The 19,072-nt window shown below is 60.7% G+C and carries 15 protein-coding genes; 11 read left to right on the top strand and 4 right to left on the bottom strand.

Annotation, left to right across the window (positions count from 1 at the left end; translation table 11 throughout):
* Positions 1–749 precede the first annotated feature (749 nt).
* Both F591_RS0117145 and F591_RS28325 read right to left on the bottom strand, forming a co-directional pair.
* Complete coding sequence (locus F591_RS0117145; protein WP_019535854.1) at positions 750–2,147, bottom strand: aspartate aminotransferase family protein; 1,398 nt, start codon at positions 2,145–2,147, stop codon at positions 750–752.
* A 144-nt stretch (positions 2,148–2,291) separates the two neighbouring features.
* A complete protein-coding gene (locus tag F591_RS28325; RefSeq protein ID WP_019535853.1) occupies positions 2,292–3,362 on the bottom strand; it encodes an LCP family protein in 1,071 nt (356 codons plus the stop codon).
* 316 nt (positions 3,363–3,678) lie between these two features.
* On the opposite strand from F591_RS28325, the gene F591_RS0117135 reads away from it, so the two are divergent.
* The 5 genes from F591_RS0117135 (at position 3,679) to F591_RS28320 (ending at position 8,257) form a co-directional block, all read left to right on the top strand.
* Positions 3,679–4,851, top strand: a complete 1,173-nt coding sequence (locus tag F591_RS0117135; RefSeq protein WP_019535852.1) for an ABC transporter ATP-binding protein — start codon at positions 3,679–3,681, stop codon at positions 4,849–4,851.
* The gene (locus tag F591_RS0117130) at positions 4,844–5,638 is read left to right on the top strand and encodes an ABC transporter permease (protein ID WP_019535851.1); all 795 of its coding nucleotides are present in this window, start codon (positions 4,844–4,846) and stop codon (positions 5,636–5,638) included. Before F591_RS0117135 ends, F591_RS0117130 begins: the two co-directional genes overlap by 8 nt.
* 7 nt (positions 5,639–5,645) lie before the next feature.
* Positions 5,646–6,434: an ABC transporter permease gene (locus F591_RS0117125; protein WP_019535850.1), complete on the top strand. Its 789-nt coding sequence runs from the start codon at positions 5,646–5,648 to the stop codon at positions 6,432–6,434.
* 92 nt (positions 6,435–6,526) lie between these two features.
* Complete coding sequence (gene bcp / locus F591_RS0117120) at positions 6,527–7,003, top strand: thioredoxin-dependent thiol peroxidase (protein ID WP_019535849.1); 477 nt, start codon at positions 6,527–6,529, stop codon at positions 7,001–7,003.
* Positions 7,004–7,411: 408 nt separating this feature from the next.
* Positions 7,412–8,257, top strand: a complete 846-nt coding sequence (locus tag F591_RS28320; protein ID WP_019535848.1) for a YitT family protein — start codon at positions 7,412–7,414, stop codon at positions 8,255–8,257.
* Between the two features lie 111 nt (positions 8,258–8,368).
* On the opposite strand, the gene F591_RS32915 is transcribed toward F591_RS28320, so the two are convergent.
* On the bottom strand, positions 8,369–8,605 hold the full coding sequence (locus tag F591_RS32915; protein ID WP_425414363.1) for an AraC family transcriptional regulator: 237 nt from the start codon (positions 8,603–8,605) through the stop codon (positions 8,369–8,371).
* A 167-nt stretch (positions 8,606–8,772) separates the two neighbouring features.
* Positions 8,773–9,354, bottom strand: coding sequence for an AraC family ligand binding domain-containing protein (locus F591_RS0117105; RefSeq protein ID WP_019535847.1), 582 nt, complete (start codon positions 9,352–9,354; stop codon positions 8,773–8,775).
* A gap of 331 nt (positions 9,355–9,685) precedes the next feature.
* Here F591_RS0117105 and F591_RS0117100 point away from each other — a divergent pair, with 331 nt between their 5' ends.
* The 6 genes from F591_RS0117100 (at position 9,686) to F591_RS0117075 (ending at position 19,026) form a co-directional block, all read left to right on the top strand.
* Positions 9,686–11,005: an ABC transporter substrate-binding protein gene (locus tag F591_RS0117100; protein WP_019535846.1), complete on the top strand. Its 1,320-nt coding sequence runs from the start codon at positions 9,686–9,688 to the stop codon at positions 11,003–11,005.
* A 306-nt stretch (positions 11,006–11,311) separates the two neighbouring features.
* Positions 11,312–12,778 carry a polysaccharide deacetylase family protein gene (locus F591_RS28315; protein WP_019535845.1) on the top strand — a complete coding sequence of 489 codons (1,467 nt, stop codon included), beginning with the start codon at positions 11,312–11,314 and terminating at the stop codon, positions 12,776–12,778.
* 93 nt (positions 12,779–12,871) lie between these two features.
* A complete protein-coding gene (locus F591_RS0117090) occupies positions 12,872–13,855 on the top strand; it encodes an AAA family ATPase (protein WP_019535844.1) in 984 nt (327 codons plus the stop codon).
* A gap of 13 nt (positions 13,856–13,868) precedes the next feature.
* Positions 13,869–15,290 (top strand): DUF58 domain-containing protein, encoded by a 1,422-nt coding sequence (locus F591_RS0117085; protein WP_019535843.1) that lies wholly within the window; start codon positions 13,869–13,871, stop codon positions 15,288–15,290.
* Positions 15,265–17,742: a transglutaminase-like domain-containing protein gene (locus F591_RS28310; RefSeq protein WP_019535842.1), complete on the top strand. Its 2,478-nt coding sequence runs from the start codon at positions 15,265–15,267 to the stop codon at positions 17,740–17,742. The genes F591_RS0117085 and F591_RS28310 overlap by 26 nt, the downstream gene beginning before the upstream one ends.
* A 705-nt stretch (positions 17,743–18,447) precedes the next feature.
* Positions 18,448–19,026 (top strand): RBBP9/YdeN family alpha/beta hydrolase, encoded by a 579-nt coding sequence (locus F591_RS0117075; protein WP_026326684.1) that lies wholly within the window; start codon positions 18,448–18,450, stop codon positions 19,024–19,026.
* Positions 19,027–19,072 lie beyond the last annotated feature (46 nt).

Genomic DNA, 19,072 nt, shown 5'->3' with positions numbered 1-19,072 from the left:
GTCACGAGAAGAGAAAAAAAGTGACCGTCTCGACAAAATACGCGAACGCCGTTTTGGCCATCATGGCAAAAACCTTACAATATAGCCGTTTTTATAATGGTCAAAGTACATATAGAATAACATGAAAATGTCAACTCGACAATAGAACATTCCGGGTGCAAGCGATAATGAAAGCGATACCTGCAATGCATAACTGGTGAATAAAGCCAAAAAAGTCAGAACGGACGCGGCATCGATAAAGCCGAACGAAAGATACGGGTTGTCCTATAATAGTTCGTTTTTGGGGTGATAAAATGTGCTGATAACCGTTTGGAGGCGAAAAATGTTCATGGGCGAAAGCTCCATCATCCAGATCCCGGGAGCAAAAAGCAGCCCGCACGGCAAAGATCACGCAACAATTTTACCAGCCAAATAAGAGCAAATCTTGTAATGATATGTAACATTGGTACCCGTTGCTAGTTTTTCCGAAAGCGTAAGATGAACGGGCGGGTCATGAATGAGCGGAAGAATGTTCTGTGATGGCGGCAAAATTTACATGCTTCGGCAGACAGTCGCAGCGGCTTACGTCCCCGGATGAGTGAGCGGCTTGGCAGGAACGGTGCAGGAAGTGGCGTCCGGCTTGTCTGGACCCGTATCGGAAGCAGGCCAAGCCGGACAAATAACGATTAGGCAAGTCTGTACGAAGGAGCGCAGCGGATGATGCAACTCTGCTGCCGGATGTTAGGCTCCTTCGCAGCGGGTGTACGATATTAGAGCTTCGTGGGCTTCTCTGCGGCCAAGGCGGCGAGGGCGCGGTCTGCCGCCTGAATCGTCACGGCCACATCGTCCTCGGTATGAGCCGTTGTCAGAAACCATGCCTCGTACTTGGAGGGCGCCAGGCAGATTCCTTGATCCAGCATGAGCCGGAAAAACCGGGCGAATTGCTCGCTGTCCGTATCCTGCGCCTGGGCATAATTCGTTACCGGATGATCGCAGAAGTGGGTGGACAGCGCCCCGCAGATGCGGTTCACGGTCAGCGCGATGCCGTGGCGCTGCGCCGCGGCCGCCAGCCCTTCGGCCAGCGCGGCGCCGAGCTTGTCGAGGCGCTCGTATACGCCCGGCGCGGCCAGCGCTTCCAGGCAGGCGATGCCAGCCGAGATCGAGGCAGGGTTGCCGGCCATCGTGCCGGCCTGATAGGCGGGCCCGAGCGGCGCGACCTGCTCCATGATCGCCTTGCGTCCTCCGTAGGCGCCGATCGGCAGCCCGCCGCCGATGATTTTGCCAAGCGCGGTCAAATCCGGCTCGACGGCCGCGAAATCGGGCCCGCTGCCTGTTTGCTCGCGCAGCGTCCCCGGCGCGGAGCCCGCTGCCGGACCGGGCAGCCCGGCAAACGTCTGCGCCGCTCCGTAATGAAAGCGGAACGCGGTAATGACCTCGTCATAGATGACGAGCGAGCCGTTTGCGCGCGCCGCGGAGCACAGCCCTTCGAGGAAGCCGGGCTGCGGCATGACCATGCCGAAATTGCCGACGATCGGCTCGACCATGACGGCGGCGACGTCGCTGCCCCAGCGGTTCAGCGCTTCGTGCAGCGCGTCCAGATCGTTGTAAGGCACGGTGATGACCTCGTGGGCGATGCTGATGGGGATGCCGGCGCTGTCCGGGATGCCGAGCGTGGACGGGCCCGAGCCCGCCGCGACGAGCACCAGATCGGAATGGCCGTGATAGCAGCCGGCGAACTTGACGATTTTGCTGCGGCCGGTGTAGGCCCGGGCGACGCGGATCGTCGTCATGACCGCCTCCGTGCCCGAATTGACGAAGCGCACCTTGTCGAGCGAAGGGATCGCTTCTTTCAGGCGGCGGGCGAAGACGATCTCCAGCTCCGTCGGAGTGCCGTACAGCGTGCCGTTCCCGGCGGCGCGGCAGATCGCCTCCGTTACGCCCGGATGGGCGTGGCCGAGAATGATCGGCCCGTACGCGGCCAAATAATCGATATAGCGGTTGCCATCCTCATCCCAAAAATAAGCGCCTTGCCCGCGCTTCATAAAGACGGGGGCTCCGCCGCCGACGGCTTTGAACGAGCGGGAAGGGCTGTTCACGCCGCCGACAATATGCTGCAGCGCCTCGGCGTACAGCGCTTCGGATCGCTTGCGCGAAGAATGGTTCGACATCTTAGACGCATCCTTTCTTCTCTCATATTCGGCCCGGCTCTGCCGCGGCCGTGCTTCATATGTATAGTCTAAAAAAGAACAGGCCGCAGGTGCGGCCGTTCTAAAACATAGCGATAGTCACATAACGATAAACTCGTCATTCCATTATCTTCGGGAAGAGCCTCGTCCGGTGTCGTTCGAGACGGCCGCCGCGGGAGCTCCGCCGCCCGCCGTCGATGATTCGCCGCCGGCAGGCTCCGTCTCATCCGCCGGTTCTTCCTTGAACAAATCCTGCAAATAGGCGTGAAGCTTCTTCTGATTGGAGACCATGAGCACGTCTGCTCCGCCTACCCGCTTCTCGATCAGCAGATGGCTCGGCGGCACCTGCGCGCTGGCCATGCCTTCGGCCTTGGCGTCAAAGGCGAGCACCGCCAGCTTGAGCATATCGGTCGTCGACAGGTTCGTCTCGATATAAGGATCGACGCTGTTCAATATTTTCGGAAGCCGGATGATCGAGGTCGTGCTCTGCATCTTCTGGGCGACCGCCTGCAAAAACTTGCGCTGCCTCTCCGTCCGGCTGAAGTCGCTGAGCGCGTCGTGCCGGAAGCGCACATACTGCAGCGCATGCGTGCCGTCCAGGTGCTGGTAGCCTTTTTTCAAATTGATATCGAACTTATGCCCGTCTGCGGAGTCCGTATACTTCATGTCCTTCTCGACGTCGATTTCGATGCCGCCGATGGCGTCGACGAGCGCGATAAAGCCTTGGAAATCCGTATACACATAATATTGAATCGGGATGCCGAGCAGATCGCTGACCGTCTTCATGGCCAACTGCGGACCGCCGTATGTGACGGAGGCGTTGATACGGTCGTTGCCGTAGCCCGGGATTCGGACGTACGTATCGCGCAGAACCGACAGCAGAGCCGCCTTCTTGGTGACGGGATCGATCGACGCCACCATGAGCGTATCGGATCGCGGAATTTCATTCGGCTTGGAGGAGCGGGAATCGCCGCCGAGCAGCAGCACGTTGACCCGTTCCTTGCCTTCCCATTTCGGCGGAACGAGCGATTCCTCCGTCTTGTTGATCGGCGTCGTATTCAGGTTGCCGAATTTGCCCGATTCCGGACCGCCTTGAATATTATTGGCAAAATTGATGAATGCGTAAGCATAATAACCGATGGCTACCATCAGGAGGAGCACCAGAGCAACTGCAATGCGTTTGATCGAACGTATCATAAGATGGATGTCCTTTCGCCGGGAAGCCGTTCCCCTTTAAAAAATCGTATTGTATGATATTATCGGTGTGTCGAAAAAAATCAGGGGGATCGCTGCAGCCCGAATTTTCAACACCGCAGGTGACGACCGATGACGAAGGAGTCGTTCGTCATAGGCGTCTATACGTGCTATATAGGTTTTCAATAATAGCGGAGCTTCCATACCTTTAAACAGCAGGTAGTTTTTACATGACTCGTCCGATGGGTTACAATCATTATAAAAGGTTTCAGCCATAGCCCGCAAGCTTCGTCAAATTGCGACAGGAGGCGCAAAGCTAATGTATGCTATCGATGTGCGCAATTTGCGCAAGAATTTCAAGGTTCAGAAAAACCGGGAAGGGCTGAAGGGCGCCCTTCGCGATCTCTTTAATAGAGAATATACGGAAGTTGAGGCGGTTAAGAACATCAGCTTTCAAATTCCTCAAGGGGAAATATGCGGATATATCGGAGAGAACGGGGCAGGCAAATCGACGACGATCAAGATGCTGACCGGCATTCTCGTGCCGACCTCCGGGGAAATCCGGGTCAACGGCTTCGTGCCTCACAAGGAGCGGGAGAGCTTCGTGCGCGGCATCGGCGTCGTCTTCGGCCAGCGAAGCCAGCTGTGGTGGGATATCGGCGTGATCGAGTCGTTCCAATTATTAAGGAAGGTTTATCGCGTGCCCGAGGCGGATTTCAGGGAGCGGCTGGATGAGCTGACGGAGCGGCTGCAGCTTGGCGACCTGCTGAACAGGCCGGTGCGCAAGCTGAGCCTGGGCCAGCGCATGCGCTGCGAGCTGGCCGCTTCGCTGCTGCACAATCCGCAAATTTTGTTTTTGGACGAGCCGACCATCGGCCTCGACATCGTCGTCAAGACGGAAATTCGCGATTTTCTGAAATCGATCAACCGCCGCTACGGGACGACGATTCTGCTGACGACGCACGACCTGCAGGATATCGAGGCGCTATGCTCGAGAGTGATCATGCTCGACGACGGGCGCATCATTTACGACGGCGGCCTGGAGGAGCTGAAGGAGCGCTGGGGCCAGGGGAAAGAGGTCGTTCTCCGCTTCGCGGAGGAGGTGGCGCAGGAGCGCCTGGAGCAGCTGACCGCAGGGCTTGGCGTCGTCTGGACGGTGGATAACCGGCTGACGGCCAGCGTGTTCATCCCGTTCGGCAAGGCGAACGTGTCGGAGGTATTGGCCCGCCTGGTCGGGGCGATAGAGATTCAGGATATCAAAATTGTGGAGACGAATACCGACGATATCGTCCGCGAAATATACAAGTCGGGCTCGGCGTCGGCCGATGCGGCGCAAAGCCTGCAGCGGATTGCCGGCGGCTCCGGAGCAGCGGATGAGCAGGGAAGCCTCGGCTCCGGCTCCGGTAATGGCTCGCCCAAGGCGGAGGTCAGCCGTGCCGCGCAGGCGGCAACGTCCGAAAGCGACGAACGGGGCGTGAAAGCTCGTGTATAAAGCGTACGTAGAGATTATTCGCATGAGGTTTTTGATGATGCTGGCCTACCGGGTCAATTATTACAGCGGCATTATTATCTATGCGCTCAATATCGGCGCGTATTATTTTTTGTGGAAGGCGATCTACGGGGCTCAGGAGTCGCTGGGCGGCATGACGGTGACGCAGATGACGACGTACGTCGCCGTCTCCTGGATGGCGAGAGCCTTTTATTTCAACAATCTGGACCGGGAGATCGCCAACGAGATCAAGGACGGTAGCGTGGCGATCCAGTTCATCCGGCCCTACAATTATATCGTAGTCAAAATGATGCAGGGGCTCGGCGAAGGGTTGTTCCGCTTCGCGCTGTTTTCCGTGCCGGGGATGGTCATCGTCTCGCTGCTGTTTCCGGTCGAGCTGCCTACGGATCCGTTCGTCTGGGGCATGTTTTTGCTGATGCTGTTTTTCAGCTTCCTGATCAATTCCCAGATCAACATCATTACCGGCTTGTTCGCCTTTTTCCTGGAAAACAACGAAGGCCTGATGCGGATGAAGCGGGTCGCCGTCGATCTGTTCTCGGGGCTCGTCGTGCCGATGTCCTTTTTCCCCGGATGGGCGCAAGAGCTGATGAACCTGCTGCCGTTTCAGGCGATCACCTATTTGCCGGGCGCGGTGTTTACGGGCAAAACGGCGGGCGGCGGCGTCTATCATGTGCTGGGCATCCAGCTGATCTGGTTCGCGGTGCTGATCGTTCCGCTGTACGTCCTGTGGCGGGCTTCGCGGACGCGGCTGTTTGTGCAGGGAGGGTGAGGCTGACGTGCTCTTTTATGCGGGCCTAATCGGCGACTATTTGAAAAATTATATGAAAACGCGGCTGACGTACCGGTCCGACTTTTGGATCGAGGTCGTGTCGGACTTGCTGTTCAACGGGCTGAATCTGTTTTTTATTCTGATCGTCTTTCAGCATACGTCGCGGATCGACATATGGAACGAGCATCAGGTGCTGTTCATATACGGTTATTTTCTGGTGCCTTACGGACTGTTCACCACTTTCTTCAACCTGTGGAATTTTACCGAACGGTATATCGTCAAGGGCGAGATGGACCGGGTGCTCACCCGGCCGGCCTACAATCTGGTGCAGCTGATGCTGGAAAATATGGACCCTTCGTCGCTGTTCAGCGCGCTCACCGGCCTGGTTATCATGGGCTACTCATGGTCGCAGCTTGGTCTTGGGCTCGAATGGTACGATCCGCTGGTGTTCGTGCTGCTTGTTCTTGGCTCCATGGGGATTTACGGCGGGATATACATCTTTTTCACGTCGCTGTCCTTTTTCTCCGATGCGCCGACGGGCATTTTGCCGCTGCTGTGGAATTTGCAGAACTACGGGCGCTATCCGATGACGATCTACAACCGCTTGCTCGGTTTCGTGCTGACATGGCTGCTGCCGTTCGGCTTCGTCGGCTTTTATCCTGCAGCTTATTTCCTGGATCGGGCGAATTGGGGAACCTTCGCGCTGCTGACGCCGGCGGTCGGGCTGCTGTTTCTTACGATCGGGGTGTCGGTATGGAATTTCGGGGTCAAACGGTACCGCGGCGCGGGCTCCTGAAGCTTGTTTAACCGGCATTAAGCTCGGTTGTCCTTCCCGGGCCACAAAAGGTATGATAAAAGCATATTTCACAAGCGAAGGAGGACGACGATATGTCGCAAGTACAACTGGGCGAGCCTGTTCCCGATTTCGCGCTGCCCGCGCATCCCGGCGGCGAGCTTCGTCTGAGCGAGCTGCGGGGCAAGAAGGTTGTCCTGTACTTCTATCCCGCCGATATGACGCCGGGCTGCACGCAGGAGTCGTGCGAGTTCCGCGATTATAACGGACAGTTCAAGGAGTTGAATGCCGAGGTCATCGGGATCAGTCCGGACGATCTGGCCTCGCACAATAAGTTCGCCGCCAAGCACGAGCTGCCGTTCCCGCTGCTGGCCGATACCGATCATACGGTAGCCCGGCTGTTCGGCGTGTGGCAGTTGAAGAAGACGTTCGGCAAGGAGTATATGGGCGTCGTGCGATCGACCTTCCTGATCGACGAGGAAGGCAGACTAGCCAAGGAATGGCGGAAGGTAAAAGTAAAAGGGCATGTCCAGGAGGTGCTTGAAGCGGTCAAGGCGCTGCCGCGGCCGTGAACGCTCCGTTCCGGCATTTGTGCTTAAGTGAGTCCGGAATTATGCCGATTCAGGAGGCTGTCTCTCGCCAGGTTTTATAGCCGGGCTGGGGGAGAGCCTTTTTTGCTCAACCGCGGTCGCTCATCCTTGGATGGGCGTCGATAGATGGTTTTCTTACCAATGGGTTAGAACCGTTTTGGGCCGATCAATTGAAAGAATGTATACATTGGTATACAATGGAATTAAGATATAAGGAGTGCTATACGGTCGTGACGCCGGGCGTATTGTGAAAATTCGATTAAAGTGCTTCGGCCAATTTCCAGTACGGCAGGTGACGAACGAATGACGCAGGAATCGCGCGTCACAGGCGTCCAGCCCGATATTTGCGATACGATAAGAAGCCGTTCAGGCGTACAGGGGGGAGATCGGATGAGAACCGATTGGAGAAGGAAACTCAGACGGCTGGAACCGGCGGGGCGCTGGCTTGTTTTCTCGCTTGGGCTTGTCCTGATCGCCTGCGGCCTGGAGCTGTTTCTGACCCCGAACCGAATCGTTCCCGTGGGCGTGAAGGGCATCTCGGTCATCCTGGCGCATGTGACGGAAATGCAGATGGGCTTTTTTCTGCTGCTGATCAATGTGCCGTTCGTCGTGCTGTTCAAACGGGACGGCGACAAGCGCAGGCTGCTGCTCGCCCTGGTCGGGCTCACGGCTGTCGCCGGGCTGACGATTGTGCTGCATCCGTACCCGCCGTTGCTGGAGCATCCGCTGGCGGCCGCCGTGATCGGCGGGCTGACGCTCGGCAGCGGCCTGGGGCTTGCGATCCGCACGGGCGGTTACGCGGACGGGATCAGCGAAGCGGCGGTGCGGCTGAAGAAGAAGCTGCCGCTGTCCGTATCGGAGCTGATCATGATCGTCAATCTGCTGCTTTTGTCGGCGGCAGGCTTCGTCTTCGGATGGCAGCAGGCGCTGTATTCCATCATCGCTTATTTCGCGGCGTACCAGGCGCTGCGCGTGTCGCTTTCCGGCTACCGCCGCTACTGGATGGTATGGATTCAGTGCCGGGATGCGGGCTCTGTCCGGAAAGGCATCGTCTCTGCCTACGGCGACCGGGTGACTTTCGTATCGTCCGGCAATATGGACGACGGCGAGCTGATGGCTGTCGTCGAATCGCGGCACCGCAGGCCGATCCGGGAGCTGGCAGAGCGGATTGACGATACAGCGGCCGTGCGCATGGCGCCGATTGACGCGCAGGACGAGGCCTATTATTGGAGCTGAGACAGACGGCCGCGCCGCGCGTCAGGGGAGTGAGGTTCGTTCGGTCATTTCGGGCATTGCCTTGTTCATACGATGGGATCGGCGCTGCCGTTTGCCTGACTGGCGTCGCGATCATGCTGTGGGCGCCGAGGCCGAAACCGCCGCATCGGCATGAGCGGCTGCTTCCATCGTGCCGCCGAGCGCTCTAACGGAGCGCTCTTTTCCTTTTTGCGCCGCCTGGCGGTATTTCAGCCGATATTCCCTTGGCGTGACACCGATGTAATGCTTGAACAGCTTGTTGAAGTAGCTGATGTCGCCGATGCCGACGCGCTCCGCCACAGCGATGATTTTGTCGTCGGTATCGCGCAAATATTGCAGGGAGGCGTAATCCGGACTTCGTTGCGGTATTCCGTAAAGGTGACGCCGACGATGCGCTTGAATTTCGCGCGGAAGCTGCTCTGGCTCATGCCGCACATGCGGCTGACCTGCTCCAGGCTGAGCTGCTCGGCATAATGCGACTCCAAATATTCGCACAGCTATCCGATCGCCCGCGATTCGCCTGCCGGCGGCCGGGGCTGCACGAGGCGCTGCTCATAGCAGCGGCTGAGCCATACGAGCAGCTCGATCAGCAGCGCTTTGACGGTGATGCGGTAGCCAAGCGCTTTGCCGTTATATTCCTTGATGAGGCGGTTCAGGCGGCTTTTTGCCTCCTGTCCTTCATGCAGCGACAGCTTCAGGTGCGAGTCGAAGTCGGGATGGGGCTGCAGGAACGGCTCCACATAGAAGCAGCGTTCGAGCGGGGCGGAGCGGGACAGGGCCTGCAGCTCGGGAAGCAGGAAGGACGGCGTGAACAGGATGTTGTATACCTCCAAAGGGGCGGGGCCGGCGACGCGGTAATCGTGCTCGACGTAAGGCGGAATCACAAAAACATCTCCTTTGGACACCGGGATCGAGCAGCCCTTGTAAAGATGTTCCCCGCAGCCGTTCGCGATGTATACCAGCTCGATAAAATCGTGAACGTGCGGCAGCCTCGGCCGATCGGGCATCGTCAAGAATGGAACGGCGCCAAACGGAAAATCGGCACTCTCCAAATAGGTCTCCTTCGAATATAATCGCATTGTTCAAGCTCACCCTCGAATCGACGAATGAAAACCAACCTTCGCGATTTGCCCAAAACATTCGCTGAAAAATCCAAGACAAAACCTTCCCGTTACCTCAATATTTATGAAGGCGGCGAGTGCGCCATGCTGAAGTCGAATTTTGAAAAAGGGGGCGAACAGGGAAAGAAAACGATGGCAGTACGATGTCAATGAAATCGATTTCAAAGAAGGCGAGTCTTAAAAATCGGCGATGCCGCTATGCCCGCATGACCATCGTATCAAAAAGCGGTATCCGATTCCAAGGCGCCGCTGCACGGTTAAGCTAAGAATCCGAGGGGAGCGATTGCAGATGGTCCGCAAATATGCGGCAATGACGCTGGCCGTTGCGCTGGCGTCCGGCATGCTGGCAGCATGTGGAGGCGAAGAAGGGCCGGCCACGCCGGAGAAGCCGCCGATCGAGAACAAACGCACGGGGGAGGAGCCGGCCGAGCTCGTTATTTATGGAATGTCCAATACCGAGGAGGAGTTCAACCGGCGATGGGGAGACGATCTGCGCCAAGCCTTCCCCCAGTACACGATTCGCTACATGATGAACCAGAAAGGACAGTCGCTGCCCGAGCTGATTACGGCCGGCCAGCCAATCGATATCATTTTCGATTCCATCGGCAGCGCTCCGGCAAGCCTGATTCAGAACGGGTTCCAATACGATATCACCGAGCTGGCCCAAAAGCACGACGTCGATTTGAGCCGGTTCGATCCGGCTTTTCTCGATGCGATTCGGGAGCTGGGAGGCTTGTACGGGCTTCCTGTCAATGGCGGCGGTCTTGTCATCTACTACAATAAGGATATTTTCGATAAGTTCGGCGTTCCGTATCCAAGAGACGGCATGACGTGGGACGAATTGCTGGAGCTGTCCAGACAAGTGACGAGAAGCGAAGGCGGGAAGCAGTATGCCGGATTCGCGACCTCGGTCAGCCATATGATGAGGATGAACCCGCTGTCACTGCCGATCGTGAACGGCCAGTCGGAGATGGCCGTCATCGATAACGACGGCTGGAAGCGGCTGCTCCAGACGATGATTATCCAGCCGGTCGTTCAGGAGCGAGGGTACCGGGACTTGATTCGCGAAAGAAACGGCTTGCTGTTCACGAATGAATTCGTCAAGGATCAGAGCGTGGCGATGTTCATGATGAACTTCGGGCTGCAGTATGCGGTCAAGGAATTCGAGACCATCAACTGGGATATGGTGTCCGTGCCGACGTTTCCGGAGAGGCCGGGCATCGGCTCGCAGCCGTACCCGAACTATTTCTTCATTACGGCGACCAGCCAAAATAAAGATGCGGCTATGCAGGTGCTGAAATATGCGACCTCCGACGAGCATGTGATGAAGGAATCCCAATCCGGCAGCATCCCCGTGCTGAGAGACGAGCAGATCAGAGAGGCGTTCGGTGCGGAGACGATGTTCAAGGATAAAAATATGAAAAATGCCGTGTTTCACAACCAGTTCGCTCCGGCATACGCGAGGACGATTTACGACGACAAGGTCATCGGAGCGCTGAACAGCGGGATCATGAAGGTCATTGCCGGCGAGTCCGACTTGAATACGGCGTTGCGAACCGCGCAGGAAGAGGGGAACAAAGCGATCCGGGAGATGAAGGTGGCCCAATAACGCGAGCTGCTTTCAAAGAGGGACGGGCTGAACGCAATCGCCCGGCCTCGCGCAGCTGCCGTTGTGAGGGCGGCGGTCTTAAGGAGCTTTCGGCGCGCGGCGCTATCCTAATGAACCTTGGGGTCCAGGGTAGCGCCGATTTTTCGTTGTCATACATTCCACGCTCCTCCCATATAATCTAGCAAAATCAAATGGTAGACGAGGGCGACAAGCAAATTTCGTCATCGGTTGTCACCTGCGGGTGCCGACAGTTGGCTTGCGTTCATCATCCAATGATTGTAATAGATTTGACGGGGGGAGATCCGCATGGGAAGCAGAGGTCGGCGGCAGTTCAATGGCTGGAAGCGGTTCGGTCGGGCGGCGATGTGGCTGATTGCGCTACAGCTGTTGCTGCAGCTGCTCGCTATGTCTTTGCTGCAGGCAGAGACGGCGGAAGCGGCGGAAGGCAGTCCGGGAGACGAACGGGATTATGCCAGCTTGAGTCAAGGAATGCGGGTTAAGCGGGACAAGCCGTACCGCAGCCCGGAACGTCCGACCGTCTATTTGACCTTTGACGACGGGCCGAGCAAGCTGACCCCGGCGGTGCTGGATATTTTGAAAGAGGAAGGCGTCAAGGCGACCTTCTTCGTCCTGGGCAAGCAGGTCGAGGCGTACCCCGAGGTGGCGGGGCGCATCGTCAGCGAAGGGCATGCGATCGGCAATCACAGCTATAACCATGTGTACCAGGAGCTGTATTCGGACTTCGGCGCGTACTGGGAGCAGCTGCAGAAGACGGAGCGGGCGATCTCCGAAGCAACGGGCGCCGTCACCCCCCTGGTGCGGGCGCCGGGCGGCACGCATGGCAATTTCGACCCGTTCTATCATTATTATTTGGAGCAGGCCGGGTATACGGTGCACGATTGGAACATCGACAGCGGCGACGCGCGCCAAGCGGGCGTGCCGGCGCGGGACATTGTCCAGACGGTGGCGGCGGGCCCGTTCCGGCACGAAATGGTCGTGCTGCTGCACGACAGCGCCGGGCACGCAGCGACAGTCAAGGCGCTGCCGGACATCATTCGGCTGTTCAAGGAGCGGGGATATGAGTTTGCGCCGCTGGACGAGGAGGTGAAGCCGGTGCAGCAAGCGGCCGGCAAGCTCAAGTGGAAGCGAAGCGTCTCGCTGGAGCAGCATCTCGATTATGCTGCGGCGTCAAGGCAGTATGCGGCAGCGCGTCAGAAGACGATGCTCCCTCCGGAGCGGAAGGTCGCCCTGCAGGCGGCGGTGCGGGAACCGCTCCTGCCATCGGCCTCACGGCTGGCGCCGCTGCGCTACGCCGGCCCGCTGACCGTCAGGCTGGACAGCCGGGACATTCGGATCGCGCCGGATCGCTACTTTCTGCTGGACGGTTCCTTGCAGGTTCCGCTGAGAGAATGGGTGGAGGCGATGGGCGGCACGGTCGATTGGCAGCCGCAGACGCGCATCGCTGCGGCGGAATACGGACATCGGCGAATGGAATACGATCTGGGCCTGAACGAGCTCAGAGTGTACCGCCCGGGTCCCGGCGGCGTGTCTGAAGCGACGAAGATTCCTCTTCCGTCAATGGAGCTGCGGGACGGCATCATCTATGCGCCGCTTCGCTTGACGCTGGAGCAGCTTGGCGGCCGCATTGCCGATTATAGGTATGATGCGGCCCGGGACGGTTGGGAGGTGGAGGCGTCCGCCGTCAACCTGGGCCCGGCCTGGGAGAGCCTGCGCGCGCTCATGCCGTTGAGTGCTCTCGATGGCATAGGATGAAGCGGCTGCGGCCGGGCTTTTAAATCTCTGAAAAACGGACATACTAGCATTCATAGAATGCAAGAATGACGTTTTCAGGGAGGGATTTATTGTATGCCCAACAGTTCGCCGCTGACGGACGCGCCCCAGGCGCTGCTCGAGCGAATCGTCTATCAAATCGAGAAAGCGATCGTAGGCAAGAGGGAAGTGATTGAGAAGCTGCTGGTTTCGATGCTGTGCGGCGGGCACGTGCTGCTGGAGGACGTTCCCGGCGTAGGCAAGACGATGCTCGTGCGCACGTTGGCCCGGGCAGTGGACGGCAGCTTCCGCCGCATTCAGTGCACGCCGGATTTGCTGCCCTCCGACATTACCGGGGTGTCGGTATACAACCAGCGCACGTCGGATTTCGAGTACCGGCCCGGCCCGCTGATGGCCCATATCGTGCTTGCCGACGAGCTGAACCGGGCCACGCCCCGAACGCAGTCGGCGCTGCTGGAGGCGATGGAGGAGAAAAGGGTGACGGTGGACGGAACGGCGTATCCGCTGCCGGAGCCGTTCTTTCTGCTCGCGACGCAAAATCCGCTCGACTTTGAGGGCACCTTCCCGCTGCCCGAGGCGCAGCTGGACCGCTTCGTGATGAAGCTGCGCCTTGGCTACCCGCAGCCGTCCGACGAGATCGAGCTGCTCGGCCGCCTGGAGGAGGCGTCGCCGCTCGCCAAGGTGCGCACGGCCGTGCTGCAGGACGAGTTCGTCTTGCTGCAGCGCGAGGCCCGCTCGGTTCATGTCGACGAAACGATCAGGCAGTACATCGTCCAGCTTGCCGGCCTAACGCGCAGCCATCCCGAGGTGGCGATCGGGGCGAGCCCGCGGGCGTCGGTCGCCCTGCTGCGCGCCGCGCAGGCGTACGCGCTCATGCAAGGCCGCAGCTTCGTTATCCCCGATGACGTCAAGGAGCTCGTTGTTCCGGTATGGGCGCACCGGCTTGTACCGTCGCCGAACGCGCGCCTGGCGGGCCGCGACATGGAAGCGGTGGCGGCCTCCATCGCCGCTGCCGCGCCCGTTCCCGTACCGGCGCGGCGGGCGGCGGCAGGGCAGTAAGGAGGGCTTCGGGATGCTGCATGCGCTGCGCTTCGCCGTCCTTCTATTCCTGCCGGCCGGATTGTTCGCCGCCGCCACCGCTTGGGGCGGCCAGGCGTTGTGGTTTCTCGCGTACACGGCGGCTGCCGCATCCGCATACGCCTTGTTGTCCTGGATTTGCGTCCGGATCGCCCTGCGCCGCGTCGCCCTGGAGGAAACCGGCATCGGCCGCGCGGAAGCGGCCTACCGGGGAGAGGCGCTCCCGTACAGACGCCGGCTGAGCCTCAGCGGCCCGCTGCTGCCGGGGACATGGCTCGGCATCGAGGAGACTTGGACCTGCCGGGGCGCAGATCGGGTCGTAGCGCTGCGGGCCGCCGCGCTCTCCGGCTTTCGCGCCGCCGCCGAATGGGGCGGAGCGTGCGCCGTCTCCGAGCGGGGACAATATGTGCGGGAGACGGTGCTGCTGACCGCCTCGGACGCCTTCGGGCTGCTGCGGCTGAGCCGCAAGGTTCGCCTGCCGGGGCGGCTGTGGGTGCTCCCCCGGCCGTCTGCGGCAGGCGCCGCGGCGGCGTCCCGCGGCGGCGCCGGGGACCCGGCCAGAGCGGGCCTGGCCGCGGCCTGGGATGCCGTGCCGCTCGTCAGCGGCACGCGCCCTTACGCGCCGGGGGATCCGTGGCACCGGATCCACTGGCGCAGCAGCGCGCGCGTCGGCTCGCTGCGCGCGAAAGAGCTGGAGCTGCCTGCCGGCGGGCGGCAGCTCGTGGTGTTGGACGCGGCCGGGCGCGGGGTCTCCGCCCAGGAGACGGAGGCCGCCGTCGAGGCCGCGGCCGGTCTCGCCAAGCGCTGGCTTGAGCTTGGCGAGACGGTGCGCCTGGCCGCCGCTGACGGTGGCGGGCCAGGCGGCGCTTGGGAGGCGCGCGGAGCGGCGCGCCTCCCGGAGCTGCTGCGGCGGCTGGCGGAGCTGCCGCCTGCAGAGGGCGGCGGCGCGGGGCTGGCGCGCGCCGCGGGCGCCGCAGCCGGAGCGGTCAACACAGCCGGAGCGGTCAACGCAGCCGCAGTGGGCGCCGTAGCCGCCGCGGGCGTCGCAGCCGCCGCGGTCAACGCAAGCGCCGCGGGCGCTGCAGCCGCTGCGGGCGAGGCGGCCGCCCTCGCCGAAGCGGCGCTGCGCGAGGCCGGCGGCCTGGGCGCGGGCTGCGCGCTGACGGTGGTGACGCCGCGCGTGCTGCCCGGGCTGGGCGAGGCGCTGCTCGGCCGCCTGCCGGGCTGCCGGGCGCACATCGTCTATGCCGGCGGCTTGCCCGCAAGCGACGGGACGATTCAGGCGTGGGCCGGGCAGCTTCACGCGGCGGGCCTTCGCCTGACGGTGCTGGGAGCGCCGCCTGCAAGCGGTAGCGATGCGCCCGGGCTCGGCCGGATGGGAGGTGACGGTCATGGGCAACGCTCTGCTGGAGCATGATCGGCATCGGGCCGCGCGAATGGGGCGAGGCCGCGCCGTTGTGTCGGAGCCATCCGCGCCGCCGGCGTCTTCCGCCGCGGTTTCCCTGCTCATGGCAATCCTCCTGTATGTGCTGATGCTCGAATGGCTGTATCCGCTGAAGCGGCTGTCCGAGATCACGGATATCTACATGATCGGACCGTTCGCCGCGTCCTTCGCCTTTTTCATCGCGATCGATGCCTTGCGGATGCCGGCGTGGGGAGCGTGGACGCTGAAGGCCGCGTTCATCGCGGCGGTGACGGCCTGGCTGTACGGCGGCGCGGAGGCGCTGAGACTGGAATGGTGGGCGCACTGGGGCGAGGCGCTGGCGCTGGATGCGGGGGAAGGGCTGCGGGGACAGGCGAGCGATTGGGAGCCATCCACCCGGACGCTGCTGTTCCTTGCCGGCTGGAGCTTTTTTATCTCCGTTGTGCAGTCGTTTGTGAAGGAGCGCCAGCAGGTGCTATGGTTCGTGCTGCTGACGCTCGGCTATCTCGGCTTCATTCAGACCGTGTTCGCTCTGGATGTGCTGGCAGGCGCACTGCGCGTCTTGACTGCCGGGCTGCTGCTGCAGGGGCTTGTCACGATCGGCGGCTGGAAGCGGTGGGGCCTCGAGCCGGCTGCGTTGGAGGCGGAAGGGACGAAGCCGCGTTTCGCTATTCGCCCCCGGGAAGAGTGGCGGCTGCGCGAGGCGGCCCCGCTGCTGGCGATCATTGCTCTGTGCGCCGCGGCCGGTTGGCTGGGAGCCCGCTACAGCGGCAGCGAGACGCAGCTTGCCGGCTGGCCGCGGTTCATTCAGGCGTTCGAGCGATTTTACAACAATGACCAGGTGCCGCGGCAAGCGGCGAATACCGCCAAGGGAGTGACCGGTTACGGCTTAGACGATACGCTCCTGGGACGGCCGCTGACGCCGAACCCGAGCGTCGCTTTTAGCGCCTGGACGAGCCGGCCGACCTATTGGCGGGGGGAGACCAAGAGCAAGTACACCGGCCGCGGCTGGAGCGAGCCGGATCGCGGCCGCACGCAAAATATCGCGCAGGCGGCGATGGCCGTGCCGGACGAAGCGGCGCTTGCCGTGAGGCATCCTGTCGAGCAGCATGTGCTGCTGCAGGACAGCCGGCTGAACAGGCAGCTGTTCGCCGGAGGGGACGTCGTCCGGGTGGAGTCGATCAAGACCGCCAGCGGCGCCAGCCTCCCGGACCGGCTGATTTGGAAGCAGTCCGGCTCCGACCGGCTCCTCGTTCCGGCGCTGACCGATCCGGTCGTCTCGTACCGCTTGACGGCGCTGGCTGTCACCGACCGCAGCCTGCTGCGCGCTTTGCCGGAACAATCGGCTGACGCCGCTGCCGAAAACGGCGCGCTGAAGCCGTATCTTCAGCTACCGGACAGCCTGCCGGACCGAATCCGCGCGCTCGCCGAGCAGGTGGCCGGAGGCGAGGCTGCGGCCCTTGGCAAAGCGGAGGCGATCGAGCGCTTTTTGCGGACGAATTACGCTTATACGATGGAGGGCACGCGCATCCCCGCACCCGGAGAGGACTTGGTCGATCTGTTCCTCTTCGAGCAGAAGGCGGGATACTGCGACCACTTCTCCACTGCCATGGTCGTCATGCTCCGCACGCTCGGCGTCCCGGCCCGTTGGGCGAAGGGCTTCGCGCCGGGCGAGCTCACTCCGGCGGAAGGCAGCGCGGGAGGATATATGGCCAAGGTGCGCCATCAGGATGCGCATTCATGGGCCGAGGTATGGCTTCCGTCAGCCGGCTGGGTTCCGTTCGAGCCGACGCCCGGCTTCGGAGAAGGATCGAGCGGCGGGGGCAATCAGGCTCAGCCGGCCCAGCTTGCGGCTGACACGCCTGCGAGCGCGTCTGCCGTATCGGCGGATACGCCTGCGGAAAGGACGACGATCGGGGAGGCCCGAGACTGGGCTTCCGCCCGTTTGGCGGATCTCCGCCAAGCGATGGAGCAAGCGGCCGCGGCCGCCATGGAGCAGCTGAGCTGGACCCGCGAAGCGGCGCCGCTGAAAAAGCTGCCCGAAGGTCTCGCCGCTGTAGGGATCGGGCTCGCCGTTGGCCTTGTTGCGGCTGCGGGGGCGGCGCTGCTAGTGCTGCGGCGAAACCGTGCCGCGGGAGCGGGAAGCCTCGCTTCGTCTGCCGCAGCCTCCCGCCAGGCGGGTGTCCCCTTGCGCCTCATCGGGCTGCACCGGTATGGCGAGCGACTGTGGGGGAAGGTGCAGCGTTCCCTGGGACGGTGCGCTCCCTTCGATACGCTGCGCGAATACGCCGCCTCCCGCAGGCTGACCGGTCCCAGACAGCGTGCGCTGCAGGAGCTGACTCTGCTGATTGAGACGCTTCGCTACGATCGTCCTGCCGCACCTAGCCGGCACGTTACGCGCCGCATGCTGAAGGAAGCGTGGCTCCGTTTTCGGCGGGGCGAGTGATTGGATTGCAGCTAGGCCTTGGTTCGGGCTCGGGTTGTTACTTCCCCGGTCGTATTATGAAGAACAGGACGGTGTATTCATATGAGGGCGTCCCGTAAGTCAGCATAGCTGACGGAGGGGCGCCCCTCTTTTTTTTGAACTCCCGGCTCGGTAAGGAACGTCGCTGGCACTTGCGATCGGCCGCCCCGAGCTGCCGGGAATGGATGGATCGCTGTGCTAGCCTTGTTTGCTAGCCGTGGGCTCACGGTTTGCGGGGCGGACCTTAAGCTAACGCTAGCCACAGAGCTTATTTCACTCGAAACGACCGGTTTGAAATTGTAACGCAAGTGAGCAGCCTTATTTCGCATTTTGGGATATCCTTCTCAGCATTTTGGGCCAAATAGCGCTACTACGTTTCGTTACATTTTAAAAACGGTACGATTCAGCAAAATAGCGTTTGTCACGAGCGTTAGAGATGAGATTGTGCTCCAGACCTCGGTTTAGCGTATCCTTTAGGTATTTACTGCTTCAACCCGCTTTGTGGTTTACTCTCGCGCCTGGGCTAATCATGCTGATTGTTTCATCTTTTTCAAAAAAAACAATAAAATACAGAAGAAGGCCCTACCGTTCAAGGCAAAGAGCCTATGAAGCATAACGCCGATGATTTATATGGAGGCCAAGGATATGGAAGACATGGAAGTAAATTCGCATTGGAGGGGAAACAATATGTCTAGTACACCGGACCAGCAAAAAGTCTATATCATTCACGGCTACCGCGCATCGCCGGGCAGTCACTGGTTTCCCTGGCTGCGCGAGCGGCTTACGGAAGCTGGGGCGGACGTGGAAATATTGGCAATGCCGACGCCGCAAGAGCCGAAGCTGGATGCGTGGATTACTCAGGTGGAGGCTGCCGTTCGAGATATCGATAGCCATACTTATTTTGTGGCGCATAGCTTGGGCTGCATTACAACGCTGCGGTATTTGCAAAAGCAAAATCCGGCCAAGCCTATCGGCGGGATCGTCTTGGTATCCGGGTTTGCCAAGCCGTTGCCCGAGCTGCCGATGTTGGACGAATTCACGCAGCAGGCGCTTGATGATGAGCGGCTGATTCGCTCCGTCAAGCGGCGGGCGGTCATCGCCGCCAAAGACGATTCGATCGTCCCGCATGCCTACAGCAAGGAACTGGCGGAGCGGCTTCATGCCGATTTCTATGAGGTGGAGCATGGCGGCCACTTTTTGGAAAGCGACGGGTATACAGCGCTGCCGCTCGTTGCCGATGTGCTTGCCGGCATGATGGCCGAATAAGCGGAGCTCATGCTCAGCCGGGGAGTCGCCGCGCAGAAGATAAAAC

The organism is Paenibacillus ginsengihumi DSM 21568 (assembly GCF_000380965.1).
Taxonomy (GTDB): Bacteria; Bacillota; Bacilli; order Paenibacillales; family NBRC-103111; genus Paenibacillus_G; species Paenibacillus_G ginsengihumi.
The sequence above is the reverse complement of the archived record's forward strand: the minus strand, read 5'-3'. Positions and strand labels throughout refer to the sequence as shown.